Genomic DNA, 23,372 nt, shown 5'->3' with positions numbered 1-23,372 from the left:
CCGATCCGCTGTCACCACTGAAAGGGAAAACATGGCTCGCTCCGATGTCCTGGTCTCCGTCGACTGGGCCGAAGAGAACCTCGAGACCCCCGGCGTGGTCTTCGTCGAGGTCGACGAGGACACCACCGCCTACGAAGGCGGACACATCGAGGGCGCCGTACGGCTCGACTGGAAGAAGGACCTGCAAGATCCGGTCCGTCGTGATTTCGTGAACCAGGAGCAGTTCTCCGCACTGCTCTCGGAGCGCGGTATCGCCAACGACGACGAGGTGGTCCTGTACGGCGGCAACAACAACTGGTTCGCCGCCTACGCCTACTGGTACTTCAAGCTGTACGGCCACAATAATGTCAAGCTGATCGACGGCGGCCGTAAGAAGTGGGAGCTCGACGGGCGTCCGCTGTCCAGCGACCCGGTGAGCCGCCCGGCCACCCAGTACAAGGCCGCGCAGCCGGACAACTCCATCCGCGCCTTCCGCGACGAGGTCATCGCGGCTATCGGCACCAAGAACCTGGTCGATGTGCGCTCCCCCGACGAGTTCTCGGGCAAGATCCTGGCCCCCGCGCACCTGCCGCAGGAACAGAGCCAGCGCCCCGGCCATATCCCCGGCGCGATCAACGTACCGTGGAGCAAGGCCGCCAACGAGGACGGCACCTTCCGTTCCGACGCCGAACTCGCCGAGCTCTACAATTCGGCCGGCCTGGACGGTAACAAGGAAACCATCGCCTACTGCCGTATCGGCGAGCGCTCCTCGCACACCTGGTTTGTGCTGCAGGAGCTGCTCGGACACCAGAACGTCAAGAACTACGATGGCAGCTGGACCGAATACGGCTCGCTCATCGGCGCCCCTATCGAGTTGGGAGAATAACCAGCATGTGTGCAGCACCTACCCAGGGCCAGGCCATCCCGGCCGGGGTCGATGTGGAGAAGGAAACGGTCATCACCGGCCGGGTTCTCGCCACGGACGGTGAGCCGGTGGCGGGCGCCTTCGTGCGACTGCTGGACGGCAACGGGGATTTCACCGCCGAGGTCGTCGCCTCGGGCACCGGTGACTTCCGTTTCTTCGCGGCGCCGGGCACCTGGACGCTGCGCGCCCTCTCCTCGGCGGGCAACGGCACGGCCGAGCTCACCCCCGACGGCCCGGGCATCCACAACCTGGACGTCGCCGTCTCGAAGTAGGACGGGACCGCACGGCCCGGGATACGCCCTCTGACGGGACGTATCCCGGGCCGTTCCATTTCCACCCGGCTACGTCGCCGAACACATCACTCCCCGCGATGCGGGGGTCGGATCCCAGGCCGGGCCCGCCCGGCTCCCCGGCGCGTGCAGCCCATCCGGCCATGGAGCGACCCGCGAGCATCTCCCGTGCGGTGCGTACCGATCACGTCGGGCAGCCGCGCGATCATTCCGTCTACCGCGAATGATGGGCATTCGTGGCCGGGGTCACGAGGGCCCCGACCCGGCTTGCCGGAGGCGGGGCAATAGAATCGGTGTGTGGTCCTCTTCTTCGAGATTCTGCTGATCGCCGTTTCGATCCTCATCGGATGGTTCGGCCTGTACGTCTTCTACCGGCTGTTCACCGAATCATGAGCGGTCTCGCGAGCGAAGGTTCCGATCCGGCCGAGCGAGCGAGCGACAACAGCAACGGAAGGCCTCCGGCCGATACGCACGGCCAGAACGGTAACGGCCGTTCGGCCGATGCCCCGTCGTCGCTGAGCGGCGATCGGGCGGTGGCCGACGCGGCCGAACGCGCCAAGGCGACCGGCGGCCGCAATATCCCGGTGCTCCCGGACCTCCCGCTCCCCGACGATACGGCGAATCTGCGCCTCGGCCCGGACCTGAATCCGGCCATGCTGGCGCTGCTGCCGATGGTCGGCGTCTGGCGGGGTGAGGGCGAGGGCAACAATCCCGAGCGCGGGGACTATCGCTTCGGGCAGCAGATCGTGGTCTCCCACGACGGCGGCGACTATCTGAGCTGGGATTCGCGGTCCTGGTTCGTCGAATCCGACGGCAGCTATGGCGGGCCGGACCTGCGTGAGACCGGATTCTGGCGGGTCGGGGTCGACGGCAGCGACGAGGTGCTGGAACTGCTGCTCACCCACAGCACCGGCATTGTCGAACTCTTCTACGGCACCGCACTCACCCAGGCATCCTGGGAACTGGCCACCGATGTGGTGATCCGCAGCCAGAGCGGCGCGGTGGTGGGCGGCGCCAAACGGTTGTACGGGATAGTCGAGGGCGGCGATCTCGCTTATGTGGAGGAGCGTGTGGTGGCCGACGGGCCGCTGCAGCCGCGCCTGTCCGCACGACTGCAGCGCTATATCGGCTGACGCCGCGGGGGCCCGGATACAGAACGACCCCCGAGCCGTATCGGCGCGGGCCCGTGGTGTGAATACCGATGGGTCTCGCGGCCGATCCCGATCGGACGGATCGGGGACTCGGGGGCCGGGTGGCTGCCGTGGATTCGCTCAGCTCTATAGCGATCGGAATCCGAAAGGACAGCCGGCTACAGCCTCAGCTGGCAGCCACCTCACGCGTCCTGAGAATTTCCATTCTTGGGATCACCTCCTTCCTTGTGTAACTCCGAACTTAGCCACCACCGATGGCAGTCGGCAACGGAATTTCATCGAGGGCGTAACTGGTCGCTTTCCCGTCCGCGAAAGCCGCCCGGACCTGGCCCGATTCATCGACGGTGATCACCAGGCCGGCGCGATGCCCGGCCGGTAACTGATGTGTGACCACCACCACATCGCGGTCGGCCGCGACCAAACCGCTGTCGATATCGAGCAGATCTCGCATCAGCCGGGCGCCGGCCACCGCGTCGAGGTGTTCGGTGGGTTCGTCCAGCAGGAGCGCGCGGGCGGGTGACACCAGGGCGCGGGCGAGCAGGATCCGGCGACGCTGACCGCCGGAGACCGCGGCGGCGCCGCCGGGAAGATCGGTGTGCACGCCGTCGGGCAGTCCGTCCAGCCAGTCCCCCAGGCCGACCGTCCGAAGCGCCCGCTCGGCGGTCTCGGCATCGAGATCACCGCGGGCCACCCGCAGGTTCTCCAGCACGCTGGTGCCGAACAGATGGGCGTCCTCGGCGAAGAACCGCACCTGGTCGTCCGGATCATCGAAAAGACCGGCCCAGGCCATCAGCAGGGTGGTTTTCCCGGCGCCGCTGGGGCCGACCATCACGACCCGGGATGCCTGCGGACGTACCGGGATCTGCCACTGCCCATCGCCCACCCAGCCGATGACGACACCATCGGCGCGGCTGTCGGCGTAGGGGAACGGATGCGGATAGCCGCCGGTGCCGAACCGTTTGCGGGTATCGATGGCCCGCGGTATGCCGCCGGCGGCGTCCACGGTGGGCTCGTCGTCCCGTTCGAGGGGCTCCGGGCGGTGGTCGGGCGATACCGCCCGCAACCGGTGCAGGGCGGCACGTGCGACGGTGAGAGTCTGGGCGGCAGCCGGCAGCGGGCCGGTCGCCTCGAAGGCGGACAGCGGTAGCAGTACCAGAACGGCCAGCGCCATCGGAGTCATCGCGCCCGGTGTGCCCCCGCCGGGACCGTAGCCGATAATCCCGATCAGCAGGGCGGCGAGCACCGTCACCCCGGTGGCCAGCGGGATCGCGGCCGCCGCCCACGCATTGCGACCGGCGGCCCGGTCCTCGGCGGCCAGTGCCCGCTGGTTCGCCGCCGCCGCGGTGTGCAGCGCCGAATCCAATTTCCCGGCGACCCGAAGTTCCGCGGCATGGTCGAGCACGGTGAGGGCGTATGCGGCGAATTCGGCGCGGTCCGCGCGTGCCGACCGTTCGGCGGCCGCCGCGGCGCGAGCGGAGAGCCAGGGCGCGACGATTCCGGAGAAGGCCAGGGCGGCCGCCAGCACCCCGGCGGCGGGGGGGGAAATGCAGGCCAGCAACCCCACTGCGGCCACTGCCAGCACCAGCGCTACCGCGATCGGGACGAAGGTCCGGACCACGACCGCGCCCAGATCGTCGATATCGGTGCCGACCCGCACCAGCACGTCCCCGCGCCGCAGTCGGCCGGGCACCCCGGGTCCACCCGGCGCGGTGGGGACGGTGGACCCGCCCGCCGTGATCGCCGGAATATCGGCGCGGCGGGCCAGCCACAGTGGTGCCCGGGCCAGGGCGCGGTACACCGATGCGCGGGCGGCGGTCATCGAGCGCAGGGCGACATCGTGGGTGGCGAGCCGCTCCAGATACCGGCAGACCCCGCGCGAGATACCCAGTGCCCGCACCGCGACCACCGCGACGGTGAGATCCAGCACCGGCGGCATCTGCCAGGCCCGGGCGATCAGCCAGGCGGCCAGCGCGGCGAGACCCAGTCCACTGCCCAGGGCCAGCACGCCCCACCCGGTCGCGAACGCCAGCCGTCGGCGGGATACCTCCAGCAGATCCCACATCTGGCGGGTATCACGCAGCAGCAGCCGCAGGCGGGCCCAGCGGCGGGCAGCGCGGGACCGGCGGCGTAGGGGACGAGGGGTTTCGGTTCGAGAGCTCATCGCGATATTCGGGGGCAGGTCGTCGGTACCGCGACGATCTCGTCGGCTGCGGACAGTAGGGCCGGTCGGTGGGCGACCACGACCACGGTCGCGCCGGTACGCGCCAGTGTGGTGAGGGCCGCCGCCACCGCGACTTCGCTGTCGGGATCCAGATGGGCGGTCGGTTCGTCCAGCAACAGGATCGGGCGATCCGCGGCCAGCACTCGGGTCAGCGCGAGCCGCTGCCGTTGGCCGAGGGACAGTCCGATCCCCCCGGACCCGACCACGGTATCCCACCCGGCGGGCAGCGCCTCGAGCACGGCATCGAAACCGGTTACGGCACAGGCGGCGTCCAATTCGCTGAGCACCCGGGCCGGGCCCCGGCGCGCCGGCCCCGCCACGGTGGCACCGAGCAGTTCGAGGTTCTCCCGGAGCGTGCCCGGCACCAGTACCGGCCGCTGCGGAAGCCAGGCCAGCCGTGCCCACCACTGCTCGGCCGGGATCTCCCGGATATCGACACCGTCGGCGAACACCGCGCCGCGGGTGGGTTCGATCAATCCCAGCACGGCCTGCAGCGCGGTCGATTTCCCGGAACCGTTGGGCCCGGTCAGCGCGGTGACGGCGCCGGGGCGGAAAACGGCGTGCAGACCGTCCGGTGCGGCACCGTCTCGGGAATCGACCGTCAGATCGACGAGTTCGACAACACCTGCGCCCGGGGCATCCTGCCGATCGTGCCGCATACCGCCGACGCTCGCCGCATTGGGCGCGGGGGCGCCGGATGGCGAGATCGCGTCCGCGGCGTCTCCGGCGGCGGGGTCCAGCACGGCGAAAGCCCGGTCCGCGGCGGCCATTCCGTCCTGCGCGGCATGGAAACGTTCCCCCACCGTCCGCAACGGCAGATAGACCTCCGGGGCGAGGATCAGGGCGACGATTCCGGCGTAGAGGCTCATATCGCCGTGCACCAGGCGCATCCCGATCGCCACCGCTACCAGCGCGACCGACAGGGTGGCCAGTAGTTCGAGCACCATCGAGGACAGGAACGCGATCCGCAGGGCACTCATGGTGCGCCGGTGCAGCGTTTCGCCGAGTTCCCGGACGCGCCCGCTCATCGTGCGGCCGGGGATATCGGTCACCCCGCCTGTCTCCCGGCCGAGGGCGCGCAGGGTGGGCATACCGGCGAACAGGTCCAGGAGTTGATCCGAGAGGCGCGTGGTGGCCGCGAGTGTCTCCCGGGCCCGGCCTTCGGTGAGCAGGCCGATGAGGACCATGAATATCGGGATCAGCGGCAGGGTGATCACCACGATGACCGCTGAGGTGAGGTCGTGGACGGCGATCACCGTCAGTATCACCGGGGGTACGAGGACCGCGAGCAGCAGTGCGGGCACATAGCCGGTCAGGTAGGCGCGCAAACCGTTGAGGCCGCTGCCCACCACGACCGCGAGTTCGGTCCGCCGCGTTTCGAGTTCGCGGGGCGGCAGTCCGGCGCCCGCGGCGAGGACCGCCTGTTCGAGTTCGGTGACGACCCGGGCGCCGGCCCGGTGCGCGATCCGCGACTGCCACCACGCCGCCAGCACCCGCGCGCCGAGAGCCAGGGCGAGCAGCACCAGTTCCGCGGTCCACGAGCCGAGGGAGCGGCGGGCCGGGTCGGTGATGACCCCGGCCAGCACCCGTCCCAGCAGCACGGCCGCGCCGGCGATGCCGACCGTGGTCACCAGCGAAAGGGCGACGCTCAGTGCGAGATAGCGTCGCGCCGAACGCGCGTACCGCCACAGGCGAGGGTCCACGGGCGGGCGGGCCATTGGCTCACTCCTCGGTGACAACGCGGGGTGGAAGTCCGATTCCGGGTGGGATGTGTTCGACACTAATGCGTTTCCGGAACACCCAGTAGGTCCAGGCCTGGTAACCCAGCACCACCGGGGTCACGATCACCGCGGCCCAGCTCATTACTTTCAGCGTGTACGGGGTCGAGGAGGCGTTGTCCACGGTCAGGCTGAACGCCGGGTCGATCGTAGAGGGCAGCACATCCGGGAACAGCGCGCCGAACAGCAGCGCGGTGGCGGCCAGCACGGTGAGCGCAGTCCCGGTGAAGGACCATCCGTCGCGCCCGGCCAGCAGCGCCGCGGCGCCCGCGAGCAATCCGAATACCGCCAGCCCCAGCGGGATCCAGGTCCAGCCCGATCCGTAGGCGAACTGGGTCCACAGACCGAAGCCGGCCACGACCAGGGCCGTCGGCGCGAGCAGCAGCCGGGCGATGCGGTGCGCGTCGTCGCGGACCTCGCCGGCGGTCTTGAGCGCCAGGAACACCGCCCCGTGCAATGCGAACAGCAGTCCGGTGGTGAGCGCGCCCAGCAGCGCGTACGGGCCGAACAGTTCGCCGAAGGCACCGGTGAACTGTTTGTCGGCATCCAGGGGCACGCCGCGCACGATATTGGCGAATACCCAGCCCCAGGCCAGCGCGGGCACCCAGGATCCGATCCCGATACCGAGGTCGCAGCGCGCCCGCCAGCGCGGATCGTCGATCTTGCCCCGGTATTCGATCGCGCAGATGCGCAGGATCAAGGCCACCAGGAGCAGCAGCAACGCGAAGTAGAAACCGGAGAACATGCTCGCGTACCACTCCGGGAACGCGGCGAACAGCGCACCACCGGCGGTGATCAGCCAGACCTCGTTGCCGTCCCACACCGGGCCGATGGTGTTCAGTACGACCCGGCGACGGGTGTCCGCGGTGAGCGCATCAGGCCCGGAGGAGGCAGCCTGCGTAACCACGGAGGGCCCGCGCGCACCGCGCGCGGATGCAGAGCCCCGGCCGAGGATCGGCATGAGCATGCCGACCCCGAAGTCGAAACCCTCGAGCACGAAGTACCCGGTGAAGAGCACCCCGATCAGTACGAACCAGAATTCCTGCAGTCCCATACCCGGCTCCTAGTAGGCGAACGAAAGCTGTTCGGCGACAGGTTTCTCCGCGGACCCGGCCGCGGGTTCGCCCGCCGGCCGCTCCGGTCCCTCGAGCACATAGCGCCGCATGAGGTAGAACCACACGACGGCGAGCAATCCGTAGACCACCGTGAAGGTGATGAGCGAGATCCAAACCGTCGCGGCCGCGTGATCGGACACACCCTGCTGCACCGTCAACCGCAGATCCTGGTCACCGGTCGGGTTGGGCACCACGACCCAGGGCTGGCGGCCCATCTCGGTGAACACCCAGCCGGCCGCGTTGGCCAGGAACGGGGTCGGAATGGCGAGCAGGCTCAGCCACGAGAACCAGCGCTGATGCGGGATCCGGCCGCGCCTGGTCATCCACAATCCGGCGAGGACCAGCAGCGCGGACCCGGCGGCGAGGCCGATCATGGCGCGGAACGACCAGTAGGTGACGAAGAGGTTGGGCCGGTAGTCGCCGGGCCCGAACTTCTCGTTGTAGGCCTGCTGCAGATCGACGACGCCCTCCAGTTCCACCCCGGTGAACTTGCCCTCCGCCAGCCAGGGCAGCACGAACGGCACCTCGAGCACATGGATGACGCTGTCGCAGTTGTTGTGCGTCCCGACCGTGAGGATCGAGAAGTCCGGGTCGGTCTCGGTGTGGCACAGCGATTCCGCCGAGGCCATCTTCATGGGCTGCTGCTCGAACATCAGCTTGCCCTGGACATCGCCGGTGTATACCAGCGCGAGACCGGCGACGACCACCACCAGCAACGACACCCGGGCCGCCGGACGCCATACGGTGCGCGCCTCGGCGAGTTCTCCGGTATCCCCGCTGCGCGCCTTGCGGACCATCCACCAGCCCGCGATTCCGGCGACGAAGGTGCCCGCGGTCAGGAACGACCCCGCGACCACGTGGGGGAAGGCAGCCAGCGCGGTGTTGTTGGTGAGCAGTTCGGTGATGCTGGACAGTTCGGCCCGTCCGGTCTCCGGGTTGTACCGGGCACCCACCGGGTGCTGCATGAAGGAATTGGCCGCGATGATGAAGTACGCGGAGGCGTTGACGCCGATTGCCACCATCCAGATGGTGCCGAGATGGACGAGCTTGGGTAGCCGCGACCAGCCGAATATCCAGAGTCCGATGAAAGTGGACTCCAGGAAGAAGGCCACGAGGCCTTCCAGCGCCAGCGGTGCGCCGAAAACATCACCGACGAATCGGGAGTATTCGCTCCAGTTCATTCCGAACTGGAATTCCTGCACGATTCCGGTGGCAACGCCCAGCGCGAAATTGATCAGGAATAATTTCCCGAAGAATTTGGTGAGCCGGTACCAGTGCTCCTTGCCGGTGACGACCCAGGCCGTCTGCATTCCCGCGACGAGCGGCGCGAGGCCGATCGTCAGGGGGACGAACAAGAAGTGGTAGACGGTCGTGATGCCGAATTGCCATCGCGAGACATCCAGGGCGTCCACACCGAGCCTCCTGTTACTACGACGTGTCGTAGACCCAGACTACGCGCCGCCGCGGCCCGATCAATGTGTCGGCGGACACGACATGCGCGGCGATTCACCAACGACTCGGCAACGGGTCCCGGTCACACCGGAAACGGTCCGGTCACCCGGCGGTGCCCGCGATCACCAATCGGCGATGGTCCCGGCCCGTTCGATCCCGCGATCGACCATCTCGATGATCTCCGAAACCGACTCCGTCGCCGACATCCGTACGCCGTCAAGGGAATTGACCCGTGCGGCGAGCGTCACACTGCTGAGCATCCAGATGCTGTCACAGTCGAACAGGTCGGCGGTGAACAACGGTTCGTAACGGCAGTCGTAACCACGGCGTTCGGCCTCGGCGTACAACGCCCGCTGAGTGACTCCCGGCAGCACACCGTTCTTCGCCGGCGGAGTGATCAGCTGTTTGTCCCGGGCGATCACCACCGTGGAACGGGGACCCTCCAGTACCCGGTGCTCGGTACTGGTGAAGATGACGTCGTCGGCGCCCATCCGGGCGGCGAACCGCAGCGCGGCCATATTGGTCGCGTAGGAGAGCGTTTTCGCGCCGAGCAATTGCCAGGGCGCCGCCTGCGCGAGGTCGATCGAGATACCCCGGGTCAAGGTGACCACGGCGACGCCCTCGGTTCTCGCCGCCGCCACCCGGTCGGCCAGCTCCGTGACCATCACGAAGGTCGTCGGGACCGGAACCGCCTCGGACAGCTCGCCGGAGCGCAGCCCCGCCTTGGGGCTGCCGAGCGCGCTCTCCCGGCCGCGGGTCAGCACCAGGCGCATAACCCCTTCCTGCTCGCTGCCCCATTCCTTGGCCGCGGTCTCGATCGCGCTGCGCCACCGGGCCAGGTCGGGCTCGGGTAGATCGAGCGCCTGGGCGGAACGGCGTAGCCGGGCCAGATGGAAATCGAGCGCGCAGACCGTGCCACCGCGGACCAGAGCCGTTTCGAAAATTCCGTCGCCCCGCAGGACGCCGATATCGTCGGCATACAGCAACGGCTGATCCGCATCGCGGACCTCGCCGTCGAGTGTTACAAGAACTCGATCCACCATGGCACGAGCGTAGGCCAACACCGCTCACTATGACGGACATAAATCCGGGCGGCCCGGATAATGTCGGCCGATTTCCCGGCCCTCATACCGCAGCATCCGCCCAGGGCCCACCATTTCGATCACGCCGGCCGCGCCGGCTAAGGTCGGGCAATGGCGCGACGGACGGAAATCGACCCCGGCGCGGTGCGAGCCGCAGTGACCGCGGTCCGGGAATGGCTGCTCGACGAGAACCATCCGGCCCCGTCCCGGGCCGATCTGGCGGCAGCGGTGCGCGGGACCGCGCAGGCCCTGGCCGCGGCCGCTCCCGGACATTCGGTGGAGGTGCGGGTCCCGCCCTTCGTCGCCGTGCAGTGCGTCGAAGGCCCCCGGCACACCCGTGGCACTCCCCCCAACGTGGTGGAGACCGACCCGCGGACATGGCTGCTGTTGGCGACCGGCCTGCGGGAGTTCGCGGCGGCCGTCGCCACGGGCGCGGTGGACGCCTCCGGTAGCCGGGCCGCCGAGATCGGCCACTGGTTGCCGCTGGTCCCGGTACGCCCCGAAACCTGACCTGCGGCGAATCGCCTGGTCAACCCCCGCTGATGCACGAGAGGGTGATCTGCTCCTAGAGTGGAAGCCGTGTCCGTGCTCGCCGCACCCAGCCCTGTCCTCGCAGTACCGGGAGCCGTCGCGGCCCCGACCGGCTCCCCGGACGAGTCCGTCCCCTGGCATTACGGCGACCCGCTCGGCGAACAACGCGCCGCGATCGAACGCGTGGCCATCGTGGACCGTTCGCATCGTTTCGTACTCACCGTCGCCGGCGCCGAACGGCTGAGCTGGCTGCACACCATTACCAGCCAGCACATCGCCGACCTGGGCGAAGGCCACTCCGCGGAGAACCTGGACCTCGATCTCAACGGCCGGGTACTGCACCATTTCGTGCTCACCGAACTGGGCGCGACGGTGTGGATCGACACCGAGGGCGACCGGGGTCCCGGCCTGCTGGATTTCCTCACCAAAATGGTGTTCTGGGCCGATGCGCAGCCGCGGGAGGCGGCCGATCACGCCGTCGTGAGCCTGCTCGGCCCGGGTGTCGCGACCCTGACCGGCGTACTCGGGATCGATCGACTGCCCGATACCTACGAGGCGATCGCCGTCCCGGCCGGCGGTTTCCTGCGCCGGATGCCCTGGCCGACCGCGGACTCCTTCGATCTCATCCTGCCCCGCGAACAGCTCATGTCACGGTGGAACGAGCTGACCGGCGCGGGTGCCGAACCGGCCGGTTCCTGGGCCTATGAGGCCTTGCGGGTGGCCGCCGTGCGGCCCCGGATGGGCGTCGACACCGATGACCGCACCATCCCGCACGAGGTGAACTGGATCGGCGGACCCGCCGAATACGGTGCCGTCCACCTGGACAAGGGTTGCTACCGCGGCCAGGAAACCGTGGCCCGGGTCCACAACCTCGGCAAACCGCCGCGCCGACTGGTCCTGCTGCATCTGGACGGCTCCGCCGATGAACGGCCGGCTCCGGGTGAACCGGTCACCGCCGGCAACCGCGCGGTGGGCGTCCTCGGCACCACGATCGACCACTACGAGCTGGGCCCGGTCGCGCTCGCCCTGATCAAGCGATCCGTCCCCGCCGACACCCAGTTGACCGTGGGTGGCATCGCCGCGGCCATCGACCCCGATTCGGTGATCGCCGACGACACCCCGCAGGCCGGGCGTCGCGCCGTCGAACGGCTCCGTGGCCGCTGATCGGCCCCGGACGACGAGCCGAGAGGAGACAGCTGTGCACGTCGGTGCCATCGGTCGGGTACTGGCCGCCTGTGTGGTCCATGCCGACCTGGAGGTACCCGGCCGGGTAGGGCGCAGCGCGATCGACAAGCGCCCGGTCCCCGGCCGGGTGCGGGCCGGGCGACTCGGGCTCGACGGTGATCACGTGTGCGACACCCGCGACCACGGCGGCGTCCACCAGGCGGTGTACGGCTACGCCGAAGAAGACGCCCGGACCTGGTCTGCCGAACTCGGCCGCACCCTCGGACCGGGCTGGTTCGGGGAGAACCTGCGGATCTCCGGGCTGCCACTCAGCGACGCTGTACTCGGCGCGCGCTGCCGCGTCGGCGACGCACTGCTGGAGGTCAGCGCGCCCCGGGTGCCGTGCGCCACCTTCGGGCACTGGTCGGGGGAACGGCAGTGGGTGCGCCGATTCGCCCTGCGGGCGAACACCGGATGCTATTTCCGGGTCCTCACCGAGGGCGAGGTGGGCGCCGGCGACCCGGTCGAGTTCGTCCACGTACCCGAGCACGGCATCACCGTCCGCGATGTCTTCACCGGCGCAGACCCCGCACGCCTCGAACGATTGCTCACCGCCGAGCCCACCGTCTCCGACGAGATCCGCGCGCAGATCGCCCGGCACACGCGACGTCGCACGGCCGAGCCGGCGCCGGAACAGGAGACCATCGGATGAGCGTGGACCTGGTCGAGGTGGTGCGCTCGGGATTCCGGGAATGCGTGCACCGGGGCTCGGTGGTGCTCATCGGACCCGACGGCGAACCGACTTTCGCGGCCGGTTCGGTGCACGTGCCGATCTACCCACGCTCCACCAATAAACCGCTGCAAACACTCACCCTGCTCAAACAAGGTTTCACCCCGCTCGACGACGCGGAACTGGCCATCGCGACCGCGTCGCACACCGGCGAACCCGAGCACATCGAACTGGTCGAGCGATTGCTGCGGCGGTTCGGATTCGGCGAGGACGATCTGGCATGTCCCCCGGACCTGCCCGGCGACGAGCGGACCCGCGCCGGGGTGCTGTATCGCGGTGAGAAACCCGCCAAGCGGTATATGAACTGCTCGGGCAAACACGCGGCCATGCTGGCGACCTGCGCGGTGAACGGCTGGCCGGTCGCCGGATACACCGATGTCGGGCACCCGCTGCAACAAGCCGTACTGGCCCAGATCATCGAGACGACCGGTGAGCCGGAAACCGATCTCGGCATCGACGGCTGCGGCCTGCCCATCGTCCCGGTCTCGCTGACGAATCTGGCGCGTGCCTTCGCGGCCCTGGCCACGGCCACCGACGGCACCCCCGAACGCCGGATCGCCACGGCGCTCCGCGCGCACCCGCGGGTGATTTCGGGCACCAACGGTCCCGACCTGCTGACCATGAACGCCGTTCCCGGACTCATCTGCAAGGTCGGCGCCGATGGCGTACACGCCGGAGCGTTACCCGACGGCAGCGCCTTCGCGTACAAGATCGACGACGGTGCCGATCGCGCCAGAATCCCGCTGACCATGGCGGTTCTGCAGCGTATGGGCGTCAGGTGGTCCGATGAACTGGCGGCGCTGGCGGCCCCTCCGGTGCTCGGCGGCGGGGCCCGGGTTGGTGTGATCCGGGTCATACCCGGATCGGTCCCGCCTGGCGACTGAGCGGCGAAACATCGGCAAACCGGTCGGTTGATCCAGCGGATAGCCGACTCGTGGAAGCGCGACGGCCGGACACGCGCTAAAGTGTCTGTCAGGAAGATATTAATTCGAACGGGGCCGCCACCAATCCCCAGGCCGCCCCGCTGTGACGCGAGGGGGTCAGCCATGGGCCGTGGCCGGGCTAAGGCAAAGCAGACCAAGGTTGCACGCGAGCTCAAGTACAGCTCGCCGTCGACCGACTTCGCGAGCCTTCAGCGCGAGCTTTCCGGTAGCGACAACGCCCCACGCGGTGGCGTCCTGTCGGATGAGCACGACGCGGATAATTCCTTGTCCAAGTGGGACGAGGACGACGACTACGACAGCTGGCGCCGCTGATCAGGGTGCATACGCTCGGGGGAGGCCATAGGCCTCCCTTTCGGTCGTTTACGCCGGTTCGCGCCGTTTCCCGCCGGTTCGCCCGGCGGTGGACGACGTGAACCGGCGGTACGACCCGAGCCGCATCTGAATCCTCGCGTCGGTTCCGACCGAGAGTCGGTGGGTGATCCGTCACCCACCGGGCGGAAGTCGAGTCCGAGAAGTCCGGTCACCGCGCTGGAGCTCGCGCTCCGAGTGCACCACTGCGGAACGCCGATAGCTACGCGGTGACCCGCGGACCATCGGGACCCCGCGCTATCGCGATGTCAGGACGCGCGGACTATCAGACGCGTAGAACATCAATGGAATCCGGAAGATCCGGCCGCCGGATCACGACGGCCGGACCGCGGATCAGAAACGCGGATGATCCCCGAGCAGAACCGCTCGCGGCGCATCCACATCCTTGGCCTTCTTCACACTGCCCAGCGTCCAGCACTCGATATGGCGCGCGGTGAGCACTGCCAGCGCGCGATCGACATCCTCGGGCGCGACCACGGCGACCATCCCGACGCCCATATTGAACGTCTTCTCCATCTCCACGCGCTCCACCCGGCCACGCTGCGCGATCATCTTGAACACCGGCGCCGGATTCCAGGTCCCGCGATCCAGCTCGGCCACCAGCCCCGCGGGCAGCACCCGAGCCAGGTTCGCGGCCAGACCACCACCGGTGATATGCGCGAACGTCCGCACATCGGTCTCGGCGATCAACGCCAGACAATCCTTGGCATAGATCAGCGTCGGCTCCAGCAACTCCTCACCGAGGGTGCGGCCGAACTCCTCCACATGCCCGGTCAATGCCATCCGGTCGATCTCCAGCAGCACCTTGCGCGCCAGACTGTAACCGTTGGAATGCAGACCCGACGAACCCATCGCGATCACCACATCCCCCGGACGCACCCGGTCGGGCCCCAGCAGATCATCGGCCTCGACCACACCGACACCGGTCGCCGACAGATCGTAATCCTGGGCACCCATCATCCCCGGATGCTCGGCCGTCTCACCGCCCAACAACGCGCAACCGGCCCGCACGCACCCCTCGGCGATACCGGACACCAGCTCGGCCACCCGCTCCGGAACCACCTTGCCGACCGCGATGTAATCCTGCAGGAACAGTGGCTCCGCCCCACACACCACCAGATCGTCGACCACCATGGCCACCAGGTCCAGCCCCACCGTGTCGTGCTTGTCCAGCGCCTGGGCCACCGCGATCTTCGTACCGACCCCGTCGGTCGACGAAGCCAGCAGCGGCTCCCGGTAGCTCTTCTTCAGCGCGAACAACCCGGCGAAGCCACCGATCCCGCCCTGCACCTCGGGCCGGCTCGCCTTACGCGCCAGCGGGGCGAACAACTCGACAGCCCTGTCACCGGCCTCGATATCCACTCCAGCTGCGGCATAGGACGCACCGGCACCGGTGGGGTTCTGCTCAGTCATTGTCGGGGAAAGCTCCAAACCGAATTCGCGGATAATTGCCTGCTCAGAGTTTATGGCGTCGCCCCGAAGCGTGGGGGGCCGGGCTGTGTTTTCTGGCGCGCCTTCGGCGCGCGGGGGCGAGGCCCCCGAAGGTCCCGCCGTTCAGGCCTCGAGACTCGAGCCTTCGGCTCATGCGCTTTCGAGGCCTGAACGGCGGGACGGGCCTCGACCCTTTCAGGGCCTCGTAAGACTCGGCACCGCGAAGGTGCGCCAGTTCGTGAAGGCGATCAGGCGCCCGGCCGACCAGTGGCCGAGTCGGCATCCCATCGGAACGAGTCGGCATCCGATCCGACCCTCGAATGCCGACGCAACCCGCATGCGTCGAGTTCTACGCGACACCTCAAAGGGTTGAGGCCCGTCTCGCCGTTTCGGCCTCGAAGCGCATGCGATGTGCGGTGAGCCGCCCATAGAGTGCGACCATTGAGCACCTTCGGCCAAGGCTCGAGGCCGGAACGGCGAGACCAAGGGGGCCTCGACCCCGCGCCGCCGCAGGCGGCGCCGAAAAACACAGCACCTTCGCGAGCAGGTCCACATCCCACCTTCACGAACAGGCCGGTATCCGAACTGCGCGACGCCCGTACCTTCATTCACCAGGCAAGGACCACCTCCGACGGCGCAAGCGGGCGTGCGTGTCCGGCTTCGCGCGCGAGGCCGTCTCCTAACCCTCACGACCGGGCGCGCGACCGAGTGACTTCACCATCGAGTCCCGCCGTCGAAACGGGTGCGGACCCGAACCCCTACGGCCGGCTGAGGGCGCTCGCGTTGACGTTCTCGGTGAGGACGTGGGATTGGGAGCGACCCCCGAATTCCAGCAGGTTCTTACCGATCGCGGCTTCGGTGGGCAGCGGGATCGGGTAGTCCCCGTCGAAACAGGCGCAGCACAGGCGAGTGCGGGGCTGTTCGGTGGCGGCGACCATGCCGTCGATCGAGATGTAGCCGAGGGTGTCGGCGCCGATGGAGCGGCGGACGCCTTCGACCATGTCGTGCATCGCCTCCGGATCGGCGGGCATTCCGTCGGGGTCGGTGCCGGCATTGTTGGCGACCAGTTCGGCGCGGGAGGCGAAATCGATCCCGTAGAAGCACGGCCATTTCACCGGCGGGGAGGCGATCCGGACGTGGATCTCCAGGGCGCCGGCTTCGCGCAGCATCCGGATGAGGGCGCGCTGGGTGTTGCCGCGGACGATCGAATCGTCGACGACGATGAGACGTTTGCCGCGGATCACTTCGCGCAGTGGGTTGAGTTTCAACCGGATACCGAGCTGGCGGATGGTCTGGCTGGGCTGGATGAAGGTGCGGCCGACGTAGGCGTTCTTCATCAGGCCCTGCCCGTAGGGCACGCCGGATCCCTGTGCGTAGCCGACCGCGGCGGGGGTACCGGATTCCGGGACCGGGATCACCAGGTCCGCGTCGATCGGGTGTTCGGCGGCGAGGCGGCGGCCGATCTCGACGCGGGTGGCGTGCACCGAGCGCCCGGAGATGGTGCTGTCGGGGCGGGCCAGGTACACGTACTCGAAAACGCAGCCCTTGGGTTCGGGATTGGCGAATCGGGAGGAGCGGACGCCGTCGGCGTCGATGGCGAGCAATTCGCCCGGTTCGATCTCGCGGACGAAGGAGGCGCCGACGATATCGAGGGCTGCGGTTTCGCTGGCGACCACCCAGCCACGTTCGAGGCGGCCGAGCACCAGCGGGCGGACCCCGTGTGGATCGCGAGCGGCGTAGAGGGTGTGTTCGTCCATGAAGGTCAGGCAGAAGGCGCCGCGCACCGTGGGCAGCAACTCCATGGCGGCCTGCTCGATACTCGAATCCGCGGAGGCATGCGCGAGCAGCGCGGTCATCACATCGGAGTCGGAGGTCGCCGAGACGGCGCCGGGGCGGCCGGGGCCGGCGACCAGACCCAGTTCACGTGCCCGGTCGGCCAATTCGGCGGTATTGACGAGATTGCCGTTGTGGCCGAGCGCGAGCCCGGAACCGACGGCGGTGGTGCGGAAGATCGGCTGGGCGTTCTCCCAAGTGGTGGCTCCGGTGGTGGAGTAGCGGCAGTGGCCGACGGCGACGTGGCCCGGCATGGCGGCCAGGGTCTGCTCGTCGAACACCTGGCTGACCAGGCCGAGATCCTTGAAGACCAGCACCTGGGAGCCGTCGGAGACCGCGATACCCGCGGCTTCCTGGCCGCGGTGCTGCAGGGCATAGAGGCCGTAATAGGTGAGTTTGGCCACGTCCTCACCCGGGGCCCAGACTCCGAAGACTCCGCATTCCTCGCGGGGCGGATTCTCGGTCTCATCGGTTGCGGTGGGATTGCTGACTGCCGGTTGGTCGGCGTGGGTCACCGTGCGCTCCCTGGTCGGGCGGGTGTGGGGGGCACTCGACATTCTACGGGTGTGTCACGCTCGCGCGTCACCGGATCAGCACTCGGGTAGCAAGCGGGCCCGGAACGTCCCTTACCGGGGCCCGCAGCCGGCCGTCGAGCGGCCCAGCAAACCTTCACGCCCAGTTAACCCCCCTTTCACCTGCTGAAACGGGGGAGAGCCGGACTACTGCGGGCCTCGCCACGGTGCGGCCCGGGCCGCCTCGTCCATAAGCCCCGCGCGCCGCCCGGCGCAACGTGGGCGATATCACCCGTGGCGGCGCCGGGAACGCGACCCGTGCGCACCGCTCAGCGGGCACGACCGAGCAGGCTGCCACCGGGCGGGAGGTAACTGTCGACCTCGGCGCCCAGGTCCTTGGCGGCCGTGGCGATATCGGCGGCCGCGAGCCGGGCCGTGACGATGTACGGCGAGCCCGCGGTGGCCCGCCGGTCCCAGGGCGGGGAGAACTCCAGATCCAGGCCGATCCGCAATTCGATCTCACCGCCGGTACGGGTGGCCGTGAAACTCAGATCGGGTTCGGTGAAGGCCAGCCGGGCGGGACCGTCGGTGGACGCGCCGGCCGGTTCCGCCTCGGCCGCGATCCGGCCCAGCCAGTCCGCCAACTCGACCGTGTCGTCCAGGCTCAGCGCCTGCCAGCGGAAGGACCAGTTCCCGTCGGGGCAATTCGCGGTACCGGCGATCACCAGCCAGCTGTACCGGATTCGCGGATCGATGTGGTCCGGAAATTGGTATCCGGCAACAGAGAGTTCCACACCGTATCCGTCGCTGTCGATCAACCTCACCGGCGCAGTGTGTCACCATCGGGACAGTCACGCCTAGTTCATCGTCCGATTGCCGCGCAGCAGCCTGGGTACCAGCGCACCGCCGGCGTTCACGGCCCAGTGCAGCAGTGCCGGTGCGGTGGCGCTGCCGGTGTGCCGGTACAGAGCGCCGAAGAGCAGACCGGCCGCGCCGGTGAAGGCGACGGTGGCGGGCACACTGTCACCGGCGGTCCGGGCGGGATGGATATGCCACAGGCCGAACACCGCCGCGCCCAGCAGCCGACCGGCCCGCTCGCCGAATTCACTGTCCAGCAGCGGTTCCAGCGTGGCCCGGAAGATCAGCTCTTCGGTGTAGACAGTGCCCAGGGGGATCTGCACGGCCACCCATTCCACCGTGCTCGTCTCCGGCACCCGGTCCGGCGGCGCCGACAATACGCGGCGTAGCGGGGGCACGGCCGACGCGACGGCGAAACCGGCGGCGACGATACCGGCGCAACCGATTCCGTAGCCCAGCCCCCGCGCGGAAGTCCACCGCGGTGCGCCGTCGAAGACCAGGGCGTACCCGGTCGCGGCGAGGGCGTTCGCTGCCGTGCGCCCTCGGTGGCAGAGACGCAGGCGCGGCAGCACCACGTTGTTCCACAACAGCGGAAGACCCACTGCCCCCGCTACCCGAACTCTCATTTCACCTCGCGCTCGTATGCCTCGTACGCCGCGATCTCCAGCCGGATCCGTTCGGCGAGTTCGCGGTTCCAGTTCGGGGGCTGGGCGACCGCGGCCCAGCCGTCCAGTACCAGAGTGCCGTAGCGGTGACCGTGCCCGTCGCGCACGCCCTGGGCGTTCGTGAGGTCCGCGCTGATCTGCCAGAAGGTGACCAGCGGCGCCCAGCGCACCCGGGGCGAGACGTCGACGCCACGCGGTTCCGACAGCCAATCCGGCCGGGTCAGCGCGAGATCCGGGGACCACCAGACGATCGGGTCGGAGGCGTGCTGCAGGTAGGCGATCCGCGGTGCCCGCCATTCCGGGCCGGGCCGGGCGAGGTCCTCCCGGTCTCCGGCGAACCGGATCACCAGACCGTCGGCGTAGACGGGCTCGGTTTCGGTGGAGCCGGGATCACGCCGGTTCACGAACTGCTGCCACAGCCGATTGGAGTTCGGCGGTCCGACCCAGAGCGCGCCGTCCACCTTCTCCCGCAGATCGGCGAGCCCGTCGAAAGCGGCCTCCGAACCCTGCGACCCGAGGCTTTCGCCGTAGACGAGCAGTTTCGGTCGTTCGGCGGCCGGGCGGGTGAGGGTTTTGCGGTAAACCGCGTCGAACAGTTCCCGGCCCGCGGTGGCGGCCTTGCCGCGGTCGGCCAGAAACGACAGCGCGCTGGGCAGATACGAGTACTGGGTGGCCACGATGGCCGAATCGCCGCCGTACATGTATTCGATGGAGTTGGCGGCCATGGAGTTGACCCACCCGGTGCCGGTGGTGGTGACCACGACCAGCGCCTCCCGGTCGAAGGCGCCGGTGCGCTCCAATTCGGCGACCGCCAGCTCGGCCTGGCTCAGTCCGGTGTCCTCGACCGATTCCAGTCCGACATAGGCACGGATGGGTTCCTTCGCGGACCGGCCGGTGACCCAGGAGATGCGCTGGGCACTCGGTCCGTGCGAGACGAACCAGCGGCCCTCGAATCCGAGAGTTTCCCAGGGCGCGAACGACTCCGGACTGCCCGAGCGTTCGGCGAGGCGTGGTTGGACGGCGTACTCGGAGGTGTGGTCGTTGCGCACGCTGAAAGCCGAGTTCGCGGCGGCGAAGAAGGCACGGGTGGCGACACCGTTGAACAGGGTCACCACGAGCAGTACCAGAACCAGGAAGCCCGCGGAGGGAGCCAGCTCCCGAGGTATCTTGACCCACCGGTTGAGCTGGCGGGCCAGATACAGGATGAGTTCGCGCACAGTGCGATAGCAGGCGACCACCAGCACCCCGACCGTGAGGCTGAGACCGCCGGTGCGCAGGTAGGCGGGCGTCGTGGTGCCCTCCATCCCCATCAGCGCGGTGATCTCGCGCTGCCAGTGCGCCGACTGCACCAGCATGTAGGCGGCGCTCAGCGCGGCGGTCGTCAGCACCGCGGATTTCAGGGCATACCGGGTCCAGGTGGGCGGCGCCGGAATTCGGGTGAGCCGGGGCCGCACCCACAACCGGAACAACCATTCCAGCAGACAGCCCACGCCGTACCCGATGGCCGCGTTGATCCCGCTGATCAGACCCTGGAACATCCAGTCGCGCGGCAGCAGCGACGGTGATACCGACAACGCGAAGAATACCGTCGCGACCACCAGACCCACATAGTTCAGGTCGATGATGTGCTCGGTCCGCCGGACCGCGGCGACACACCGCCGCCGCAACCTGGTCACAGAATCGGCGGTCTCCAGCACCTGTCCAGTATGGCGGGCGGGACCGGCGCCGGAGGGTGGCCCGGGTCACCTCCGGCGCGCCAGCCGCGGGTCCGGGTCAGGCGTGGCCGCCGAAGAGCGCAGGTAGCGTGCCCTCGTGCGCGGCGCGCAACTCGGCCATGCCGATGGAGAACTGACCTTGCACCTCCACCGAATCCGCACCCTGATCGACCACACCGATGCGCACCCAGGGCAGTTCCCGGGCCGTGCACATCCGGGTGAAGCGGGTCTCTTCCGAGCGCGGCACCGCGACCAGCACCCGGCCCGCCGATTCGGAGAACAGCATCACGAACGGGTCGGCGTCCTCGGGCAGCAGGATCCGGCAACCGGTCTCACCGGCCAGGGCCGCCTCGATCACGGCCTGCGCCAGACCGCCCTCGGACAGGTCATGGGCGGCACTGATCATGCCGTCGCGCGAACCCGCGGTGAGAACATCGGCGAGCAGTTTCTCACGGCCGAAATCGACCTGCGGCGGCAGCCCGCCCAGATGCCCGTGCGCCACCTGTGACCAGACCGAACCGCCGAACTCGTCCCGGGTGTCGCCCAGCAGGATGAGCGTCTCCCCCGGTTCCAGGCCCAGACCGGTCGGAATGCGGCGATGGACGTCGTCGATCACACCCAGGACGCCGACCACCGGAGTCGGCAGGATGGCGTTCTCACCGGTCTGGTTGTAGAAGCTGACATTGCCGCCGGTGACCGGGATACCCAGTTCCACACAGCCGTCGGCGAGACCGCGGACGGCCTGCTGGAACTGCCACATCACACCGGGATCCTCCGGGGATCCGAAGTTCAGGCAGTTGGTGACCGCCTTCGGCGTGGCGCCGGTGACGGCCACGTTCCGGTAGGCCTCGGCCAGGGCCAGCCGCGCACCGGTGTACGGGTCGAGCTTGGTGTAGTGCCCCGACGCGTCGGTGGCCAGCGCGATACCGCGGCCGCTCACCTCGTCGATCCGGATCACCCCGGCGTCGGCCTGTTCGGCGAGCACGGTGTTACCGCGCACGTAGCGGTCGTACTGTTCGGTGATCCAGCGGCGGCTGCACAGCTGCGGGCTGGCCACCATCTTCAGCAGGGTGTCGCGCAGTTCCTCGGCGGTTTTGGGCCGGGGCAGGTTGTCGGGGGTGTCGGCATTGAGCGCGTCCTGGTCGGCGGGACGCCGCACCGGCCGCTCGTACACCGGGCCCTCGTGCGCGACGGTGCGCGGCGGCACATCCACCACGGTCTCGCCGTGCCAGGTGACCTCCAGCCGCTCGCCGTCGGTCACCTCACCGATCACCGTGGCCAGTACATCCCATTTCGCGCAGACGGCGAGGAAGGCGTCCACGTTCTCCGGGGTCACCACCGCGCACATGCGCTCCTGCGATTCGCTGGAGAGCACCTCGGCGGGGGTCATATCGGCGGCGCGCAGCGGAACCCGGTCGAGTTCGATGCGCATCCCGCCGTCACCGGCAGCGGCCAGTTCGGAGGTCGCGCAGGACAGTCCGGCGCCGCCGAGATCCTGGATACCCACCACCAGTCCGGCGTGGTACAGCTCCAGACAGCATTCGATCAGGACCTTCTCGGTGAATGGGTCGCCCACCTGGACGCTCGGCAGTTTCTTGCGACCGCTACCGGAATCGTCACCGGAGAAGGTGTCCGAGGCCAGCACCGAAACGCCGCCGATACCGTCGAGCCCGGTCCGCGCACCGAAGAGAATGATCTTGTTCCCGGCGCCCGAGGCGAAGGCGAGGTGCAGGTCCTCCACCCGCATGACCCCCGCACACAGGGCGTTGACCAGTGGATTTCCCTGGTACGAGGCATCGAAGACGGTTTCGCCGCCGATATTGGGCAGGCCGAGAGAGTTGCCGTAGCCGCCGATCCCACGGACCACGCCATCCAACACCCGGCGGGTATCGGCGGCGTCGGCGGCACCGAAACGCAATTGGTCCATCACCGCGATGGGACGCGCACCCATGGCCATGATGTCGCGGACGATCCCGCCCACACCGGTGGCCGCGCCCTGATAGGGCTCGACATAGGACGGATGGTTGTGGCTCTCCACCTTGAAGGTGACCGCCCAGCCGTCACCGATATCGACCACGCCCGCGTTCTCGCCGATACCGGCGAGCATGGCGATGCGCATCTCCTCGGTGGTCGTCTCACCGAAGTAGCGCAGATGCACCTTCGAGGATTTGTAGGAACAGTGCTCGCTCCACATCACCGAGTACATGGCGAGTTCCGCATCGGTGGGCCGGCGCCCCAGAATTTCCTTGATCCGGGCGTATTCGTCGTCCTTGAGGCCGAGCTCGGCGTACGGCTGCGGCGTCTCCGGGGTGGCGGCGGCGGTGGCGACGGTATCGACCTGCGCAGTCACGGGGGTACCAGGATCCTTTCGTAGGTTGGCGCGCCGGCGCGCGCGGGCTCCGGCCCTCCGGGCGCCTGCCGCGGCTCACGGCAGGTGGCATCGGTGCCACGGTTCGGTCGGAACGCCGGGCCTCGGCGGCGGGGCCCCGGCAGAGTTGATCCAGCACGAATCCTACGTCCACCTGCGCCGGACCGATTACCGACCCCGTCACCGCAAAACCCCGGCC

The 23,372-nt window shown here is 68.7% G+C and carries 19 protein-coding genes; 8 read left to right on the top strand and 11 right to left on the bottom strand.

The features are described from left to right. Positions 1-31: 31 nt before the first annotated feature. The 3 genes from ACQPYS_RS02485 (at position 32) to ACQPYS_RS02475 (ending at position 2,327) form a co-directional block, all read left to right on the top strand. The gene (locus ACQPYS_RS02485; protein WP_431940721.1) at positions 32-865 is read left to right on the top strand and encodes a sulfurtransferase; all 834 of its coding nucleotides are present in this window, start codon (positions 32-34) and stop codon (positions 863-865) included. A gap of 5 nt (positions 866-870) precedes the next feature. Further along, a complete protein-coding gene (locus ACQPYS_RS02480; protein ID WP_433491588.1) occupies positions 871-1,176 on the top strand; it encodes a DUF1416 domain-containing protein in 306 nt (101 codons plus the stop codon). A gap of 407 nt (positions 1,177-1,583) precedes the next feature. Beyond that, complete coding sequence (locus ACQPYS_RS02475) at positions 1,584-2,327, top strand: FABP family protein (RefSeq protein ID WP_364602839.1); 744 nt, start codon at positions 1,584-1,586, stop codon at positions 2,325-2,327. Positions 2,328-2,586: 259 nt separating this feature from the next. Here ACQPYS_RS02475 and cydC read toward each other — a convergent pair whose 3' ends face one another. The 5 genes from cydC to ACQPYS_RS02450 all read right to left on the bottom strand — a co-directional run bounded on the left by cydC (position 2,587) and on the right by ACQPYS_RS02450 (position 9,954). Next, positions 2,587-4,407 (bottom strand): thiol reductant ABC exporter subunit CydC, encoded by a 1,821-nt coding sequence (cydC, locus tag ACQPYS_RS02470; protein WP_433492954.1) that lies wholly within the window; start codon positions 4,405-4,407, stop codon positions 2,587-2,589. A gap of 95 nt (positions 4,408-4,502) precedes the next feature. Continuing rightward, complete coding sequence (gene cydD, locus ACQPYS_RS02465) at positions 4,503-6,284, bottom strand: thiol reductant ABC exporter subunit CydD (RefSeq protein WP_433491587.1); 1,782 nt, start codon at positions 6,282-6,284, stop codon at positions 4,503-4,505. A gap of 4 nt (positions 6,285-6,288) precedes the next feature. After that, complete coding sequence (gene cydB / locus ACQPYS_RS02460; protein ID WP_433491586.1) at positions 6,289-7,398, bottom strand: cytochrome d ubiquinol oxidase subunit II; 1,110 nt, start codon at positions 7,396-7,398, stop codon at positions 6,289-6,291. A gap of 9 nt (positions 7,399-7,407) precedes the next feature. Next, positions 7,408-8,871, bottom strand: coding sequence for a cytochrome ubiquinol oxidase subunit I (locus tag ACQPYS_RS02455; protein WP_433491585.1), 1,464 nt, complete (start codon positions 8,869-8,871; stop codon positions 7,408-7,410). Between the two features lie 162 nt (positions 8,872-9,033). Further along, positions 9,034-9,954 (bottom strand): aminodeoxychorismate lyase, encoded by a 921-nt coding sequence (locus ACQPYS_RS02450; protein WP_431940726.1) that lies wholly within the window; start codon positions 9,952-9,954, stop codon positions 9,034-9,036. A gap of 150 nt (positions 9,955-10,104) precedes the next feature. Between ACQPYS_RS02450 and ACQPYS_RS02445 the strand changes: the two genes are divergently transcribed. The 5 genes from ACQPYS_RS02445 to ACQPYS_RS02425 all read left to right on the top strand — a co-directional run bounded on the left by ACQPYS_RS02445 (position 10,105) and on the right by ACQPYS_RS02425 (position 13,734). Next, positions 10,105-10,503, top strand: coding sequence for a sterol carrier family protein (locus ACQPYS_RS02445; RefSeq protein WP_433491584.1), 399 nt, complete (start codon positions 10,105-10,107; stop codon positions 10,501-10,503). Positions 10,504-10,572: 69 nt separating this feature from the next. Continuing rightward, the gene (locus ACQPYS_RS02440) at positions 10,573-11,688 is read left to right on the top strand and encodes a YgfZ/GcvT domain-containing protein (protein WP_084480529.1); all 1,116 of its coding nucleotides are present in this window, start codon (positions 10,573-10,575) and stop codon (positions 11,686-11,688) included. A gap of 34 nt (positions 11,689-11,722) precedes the next feature. Further along, entirely contained in the window at positions 11,723-12,400 is a 678-nt protein-coding gene (locus tag ACQPYS_RS02435) for an MOSC domain-containing protein (protein ID WP_431940728.1), read from the top strand. Next, complete coding sequence (locus ACQPYS_RS02430) at positions 12,397-13,362, top strand: asparaginase (RefSeq protein WP_433491583.1); 966 nt, start codon at positions 12,397-12,399, stop codon at positions 13,360-13,362. The genes ACQPYS_RS02435 and ACQPYS_RS02430 overlap by 4 nt, the downstream gene beginning before the upstream one ends. Positions 13,363-13,524: 162 nt before the next feature. Next, entirely contained in the window at positions 13,525-13,734 is a 210-nt protein-coding gene (locus tag ACQPYS_RS02425; RefSeq protein ID WP_039821949.1) for a DUF3073 domain-containing protein, read from the top strand. A 390-nt stretch (positions 13,735-14,124) separates the two neighbouring features. On the opposite strand, the gene purM is transcribed toward ACQPYS_RS02425, so the two are convergent. The 6 genes from purM to purL all read right to left on the bottom strand — a co-directional run bounded on the left by purM (position 14,125) and on the right by purL (position 23,155). Then, positions 14,125-15,204 carry a phosphoribosylformylglycinamidine cyclo-ligase gene (purM, locus tag ACQPYS_RS02420; protein ID WP_063035464.1) on the bottom strand — a complete coding sequence of 360 codons (1,080 nt, stop codon included), beginning with the start codon at positions 15,202-15,204 and terminating at the stop codon, positions 14,125-14,127. 776 nt (positions 15,205-15,980) lie between these two features. Then, complete coding sequence (gene purF, locus ACQPYS_RS02415; RefSeq protein WP_063035463.1) at positions 15,981-17,570, bottom strand: amidophosphoribosyltransferase; 1,590 nt, start codon at positions 17,568-17,570, stop codon at positions 15,981-15,983. 326 nt (positions 17,571-17,896) lie between these two features. After that, the gene (locus ACQPYS_RS02410) at positions 17,897-18,391 is read right to left on the bottom strand and encodes a WapI family immunity protein (RefSeq protein WP_063035462.1); all 495 of its coding nucleotides are present in this window, start codon (positions 18,389-18,391) and stop codon (positions 17,897-17,899) included. 33 nt (positions 18,392-18,424) lie between these two features. Next, on the bottom strand, positions 18,425-19,051 hold the full coding sequence (locus ACQPYS_RS02405; RefSeq protein WP_433491582.1) for a CPBP family intramembrane glutamic endopeptidase: 627 nt from the start codon (positions 19,049-19,051) through the stop codon (positions 18,425-18,427). Next, positions 19,048-20,787 carry an alpha/beta hydrolase gene (locus ACQPYS_RS02400; RefSeq protein WP_063035460.1) on the bottom strand — a complete coding sequence of 580 codons (1,740 nt, stop codon included), beginning with the start codon at positions 20,785-20,787 and terminating at the stop codon, positions 19,048-19,050. The genes ACQPYS_RS02405 and ACQPYS_RS02400 overlap by 4 nt, the downstream gene beginning before the upstream one ends. A gap of 76 nt (positions 20,788-20,863) precedes the next feature. Beyond that, the gene (gene purL, locus ACQPYS_RS02395) at positions 20,864-23,155 is read right to left on the bottom strand and encodes a phosphoribosylformylglycinamidine synthase subunit PurL (RefSeq protein WP_063035459.1); all 2,292 of its coding nucleotides are present in this window, start codon (positions 23,153-23,155) and stop codon (positions 20,864-20,866) included. Positions 23,156-23,372: the final 217 nt, after the last annotated feature.

This window comes from Nocardia grenadensis (genome assembly GCF_050942415.1).
Taxonomy (GTDB): domain Bacteria; phylum Actinomycetota; class Actinomycetes; order Mycobacteriales; family Mycobacteriaceae; genus Nocardia; species Nocardia grenadensis.
Note: the sequence above shows the minus strand (reverse complement) of the source record. Positions and strands in the feature narration are given on the sequence as shown.

What these genes read in the sequence shown, in the direction of transcription:
- ACQPYS_RS02485 (WP_431940721.1), top strand. Translation starts at nt 32, where the DNA reads ATGGCTCGCTCCGATGTCCTGGTCTCCGTCGACTGGGCCGAAGAGAAC.
- ACQPYS_RS02480 (WP_433491588.1), top strand. Translation starts at nt 871, where the DNA reads ATGTGTGCAGCACCTACCCAGGGCCAGGCCATCCCGGCCGGGGTCGAT.
- ACQPYS_RS02475 (WP_364602839.1), top strand. Translation starts at nt 1,584, where the DNA reads ATGAGCGGTCTCGCGAGCGAAGGTTCCGATCCGGCCGAGCGAGCGAGC.
- cydC (WP_433492954.1), bottom strand. Translation starts at nt 4,407, where the DNA reads ATGTGGGATCTGCTGGAGGTATCCCGCCGACGGCTGGCGTTCGCGACC.
- cydD (WP_433491587.1), bottom strand. Translation starts at nt 6,284, where the DNA reads ATGGCCCGCCCGCCCGTGGACCCTCGCCTGTGGCGGTACGCGCGTTCG.
- cydB (WP_433491586.1), bottom strand. Translation starts at nt 7,398, where the DNA reads ATGGGACTGCAGGAATTCTGGTTCGTACTGATCGGGGTGCTCTTCACC.
- ACQPYS_RS02450 (WP_431940726.1), bottom strand. Translation starts at nt 9,954, where the DNA reads ATGGTGGATCGAGTTCTTGTAACACTCGACGGCGAGGTCCGCGATGCG.
- ACQPYS_RS02445 (WP_433491584.1), top strand. Translation starts at nt 10,105, where the DNA reads ATGGCGCGACGGACGGAAATCGACCCCGGCGCGGTGCGAGCCGCAGTG.
- ACQPYS_RS02430 (WP_433491583.1), top strand. Translation starts at nt 12,397, where the DNA reads ATGAGCGTGGACCTGGTCGAGGTGGTGCGCTCGGGATTCCGGGAATGC.
- ACQPYS_RS02425 (WP_039821949.1), top strand. Translation starts at nt 13,525, where the DNA reads ATGGGCCGTGGCCGGGCTAAGGCAAAGCAGACCAAGGTTGCACGCGAG.
- purM (WP_063035464.1), bottom strand. Translation starts at nt 15,204, where the DNA reads ATGACTGAGCAGAACCCCACCGGTGCCGGTGCGTCCTATGCCGCAGCT.
- ACQPYS_RS02405 (WP_433491582.1), bottom strand. Translation starts at nt 19,051, where the DNA reads ATGAGAGTTCGGGTAGCGGGGGCAGTGGGTCTTCCGCTGTTGTGGAAC.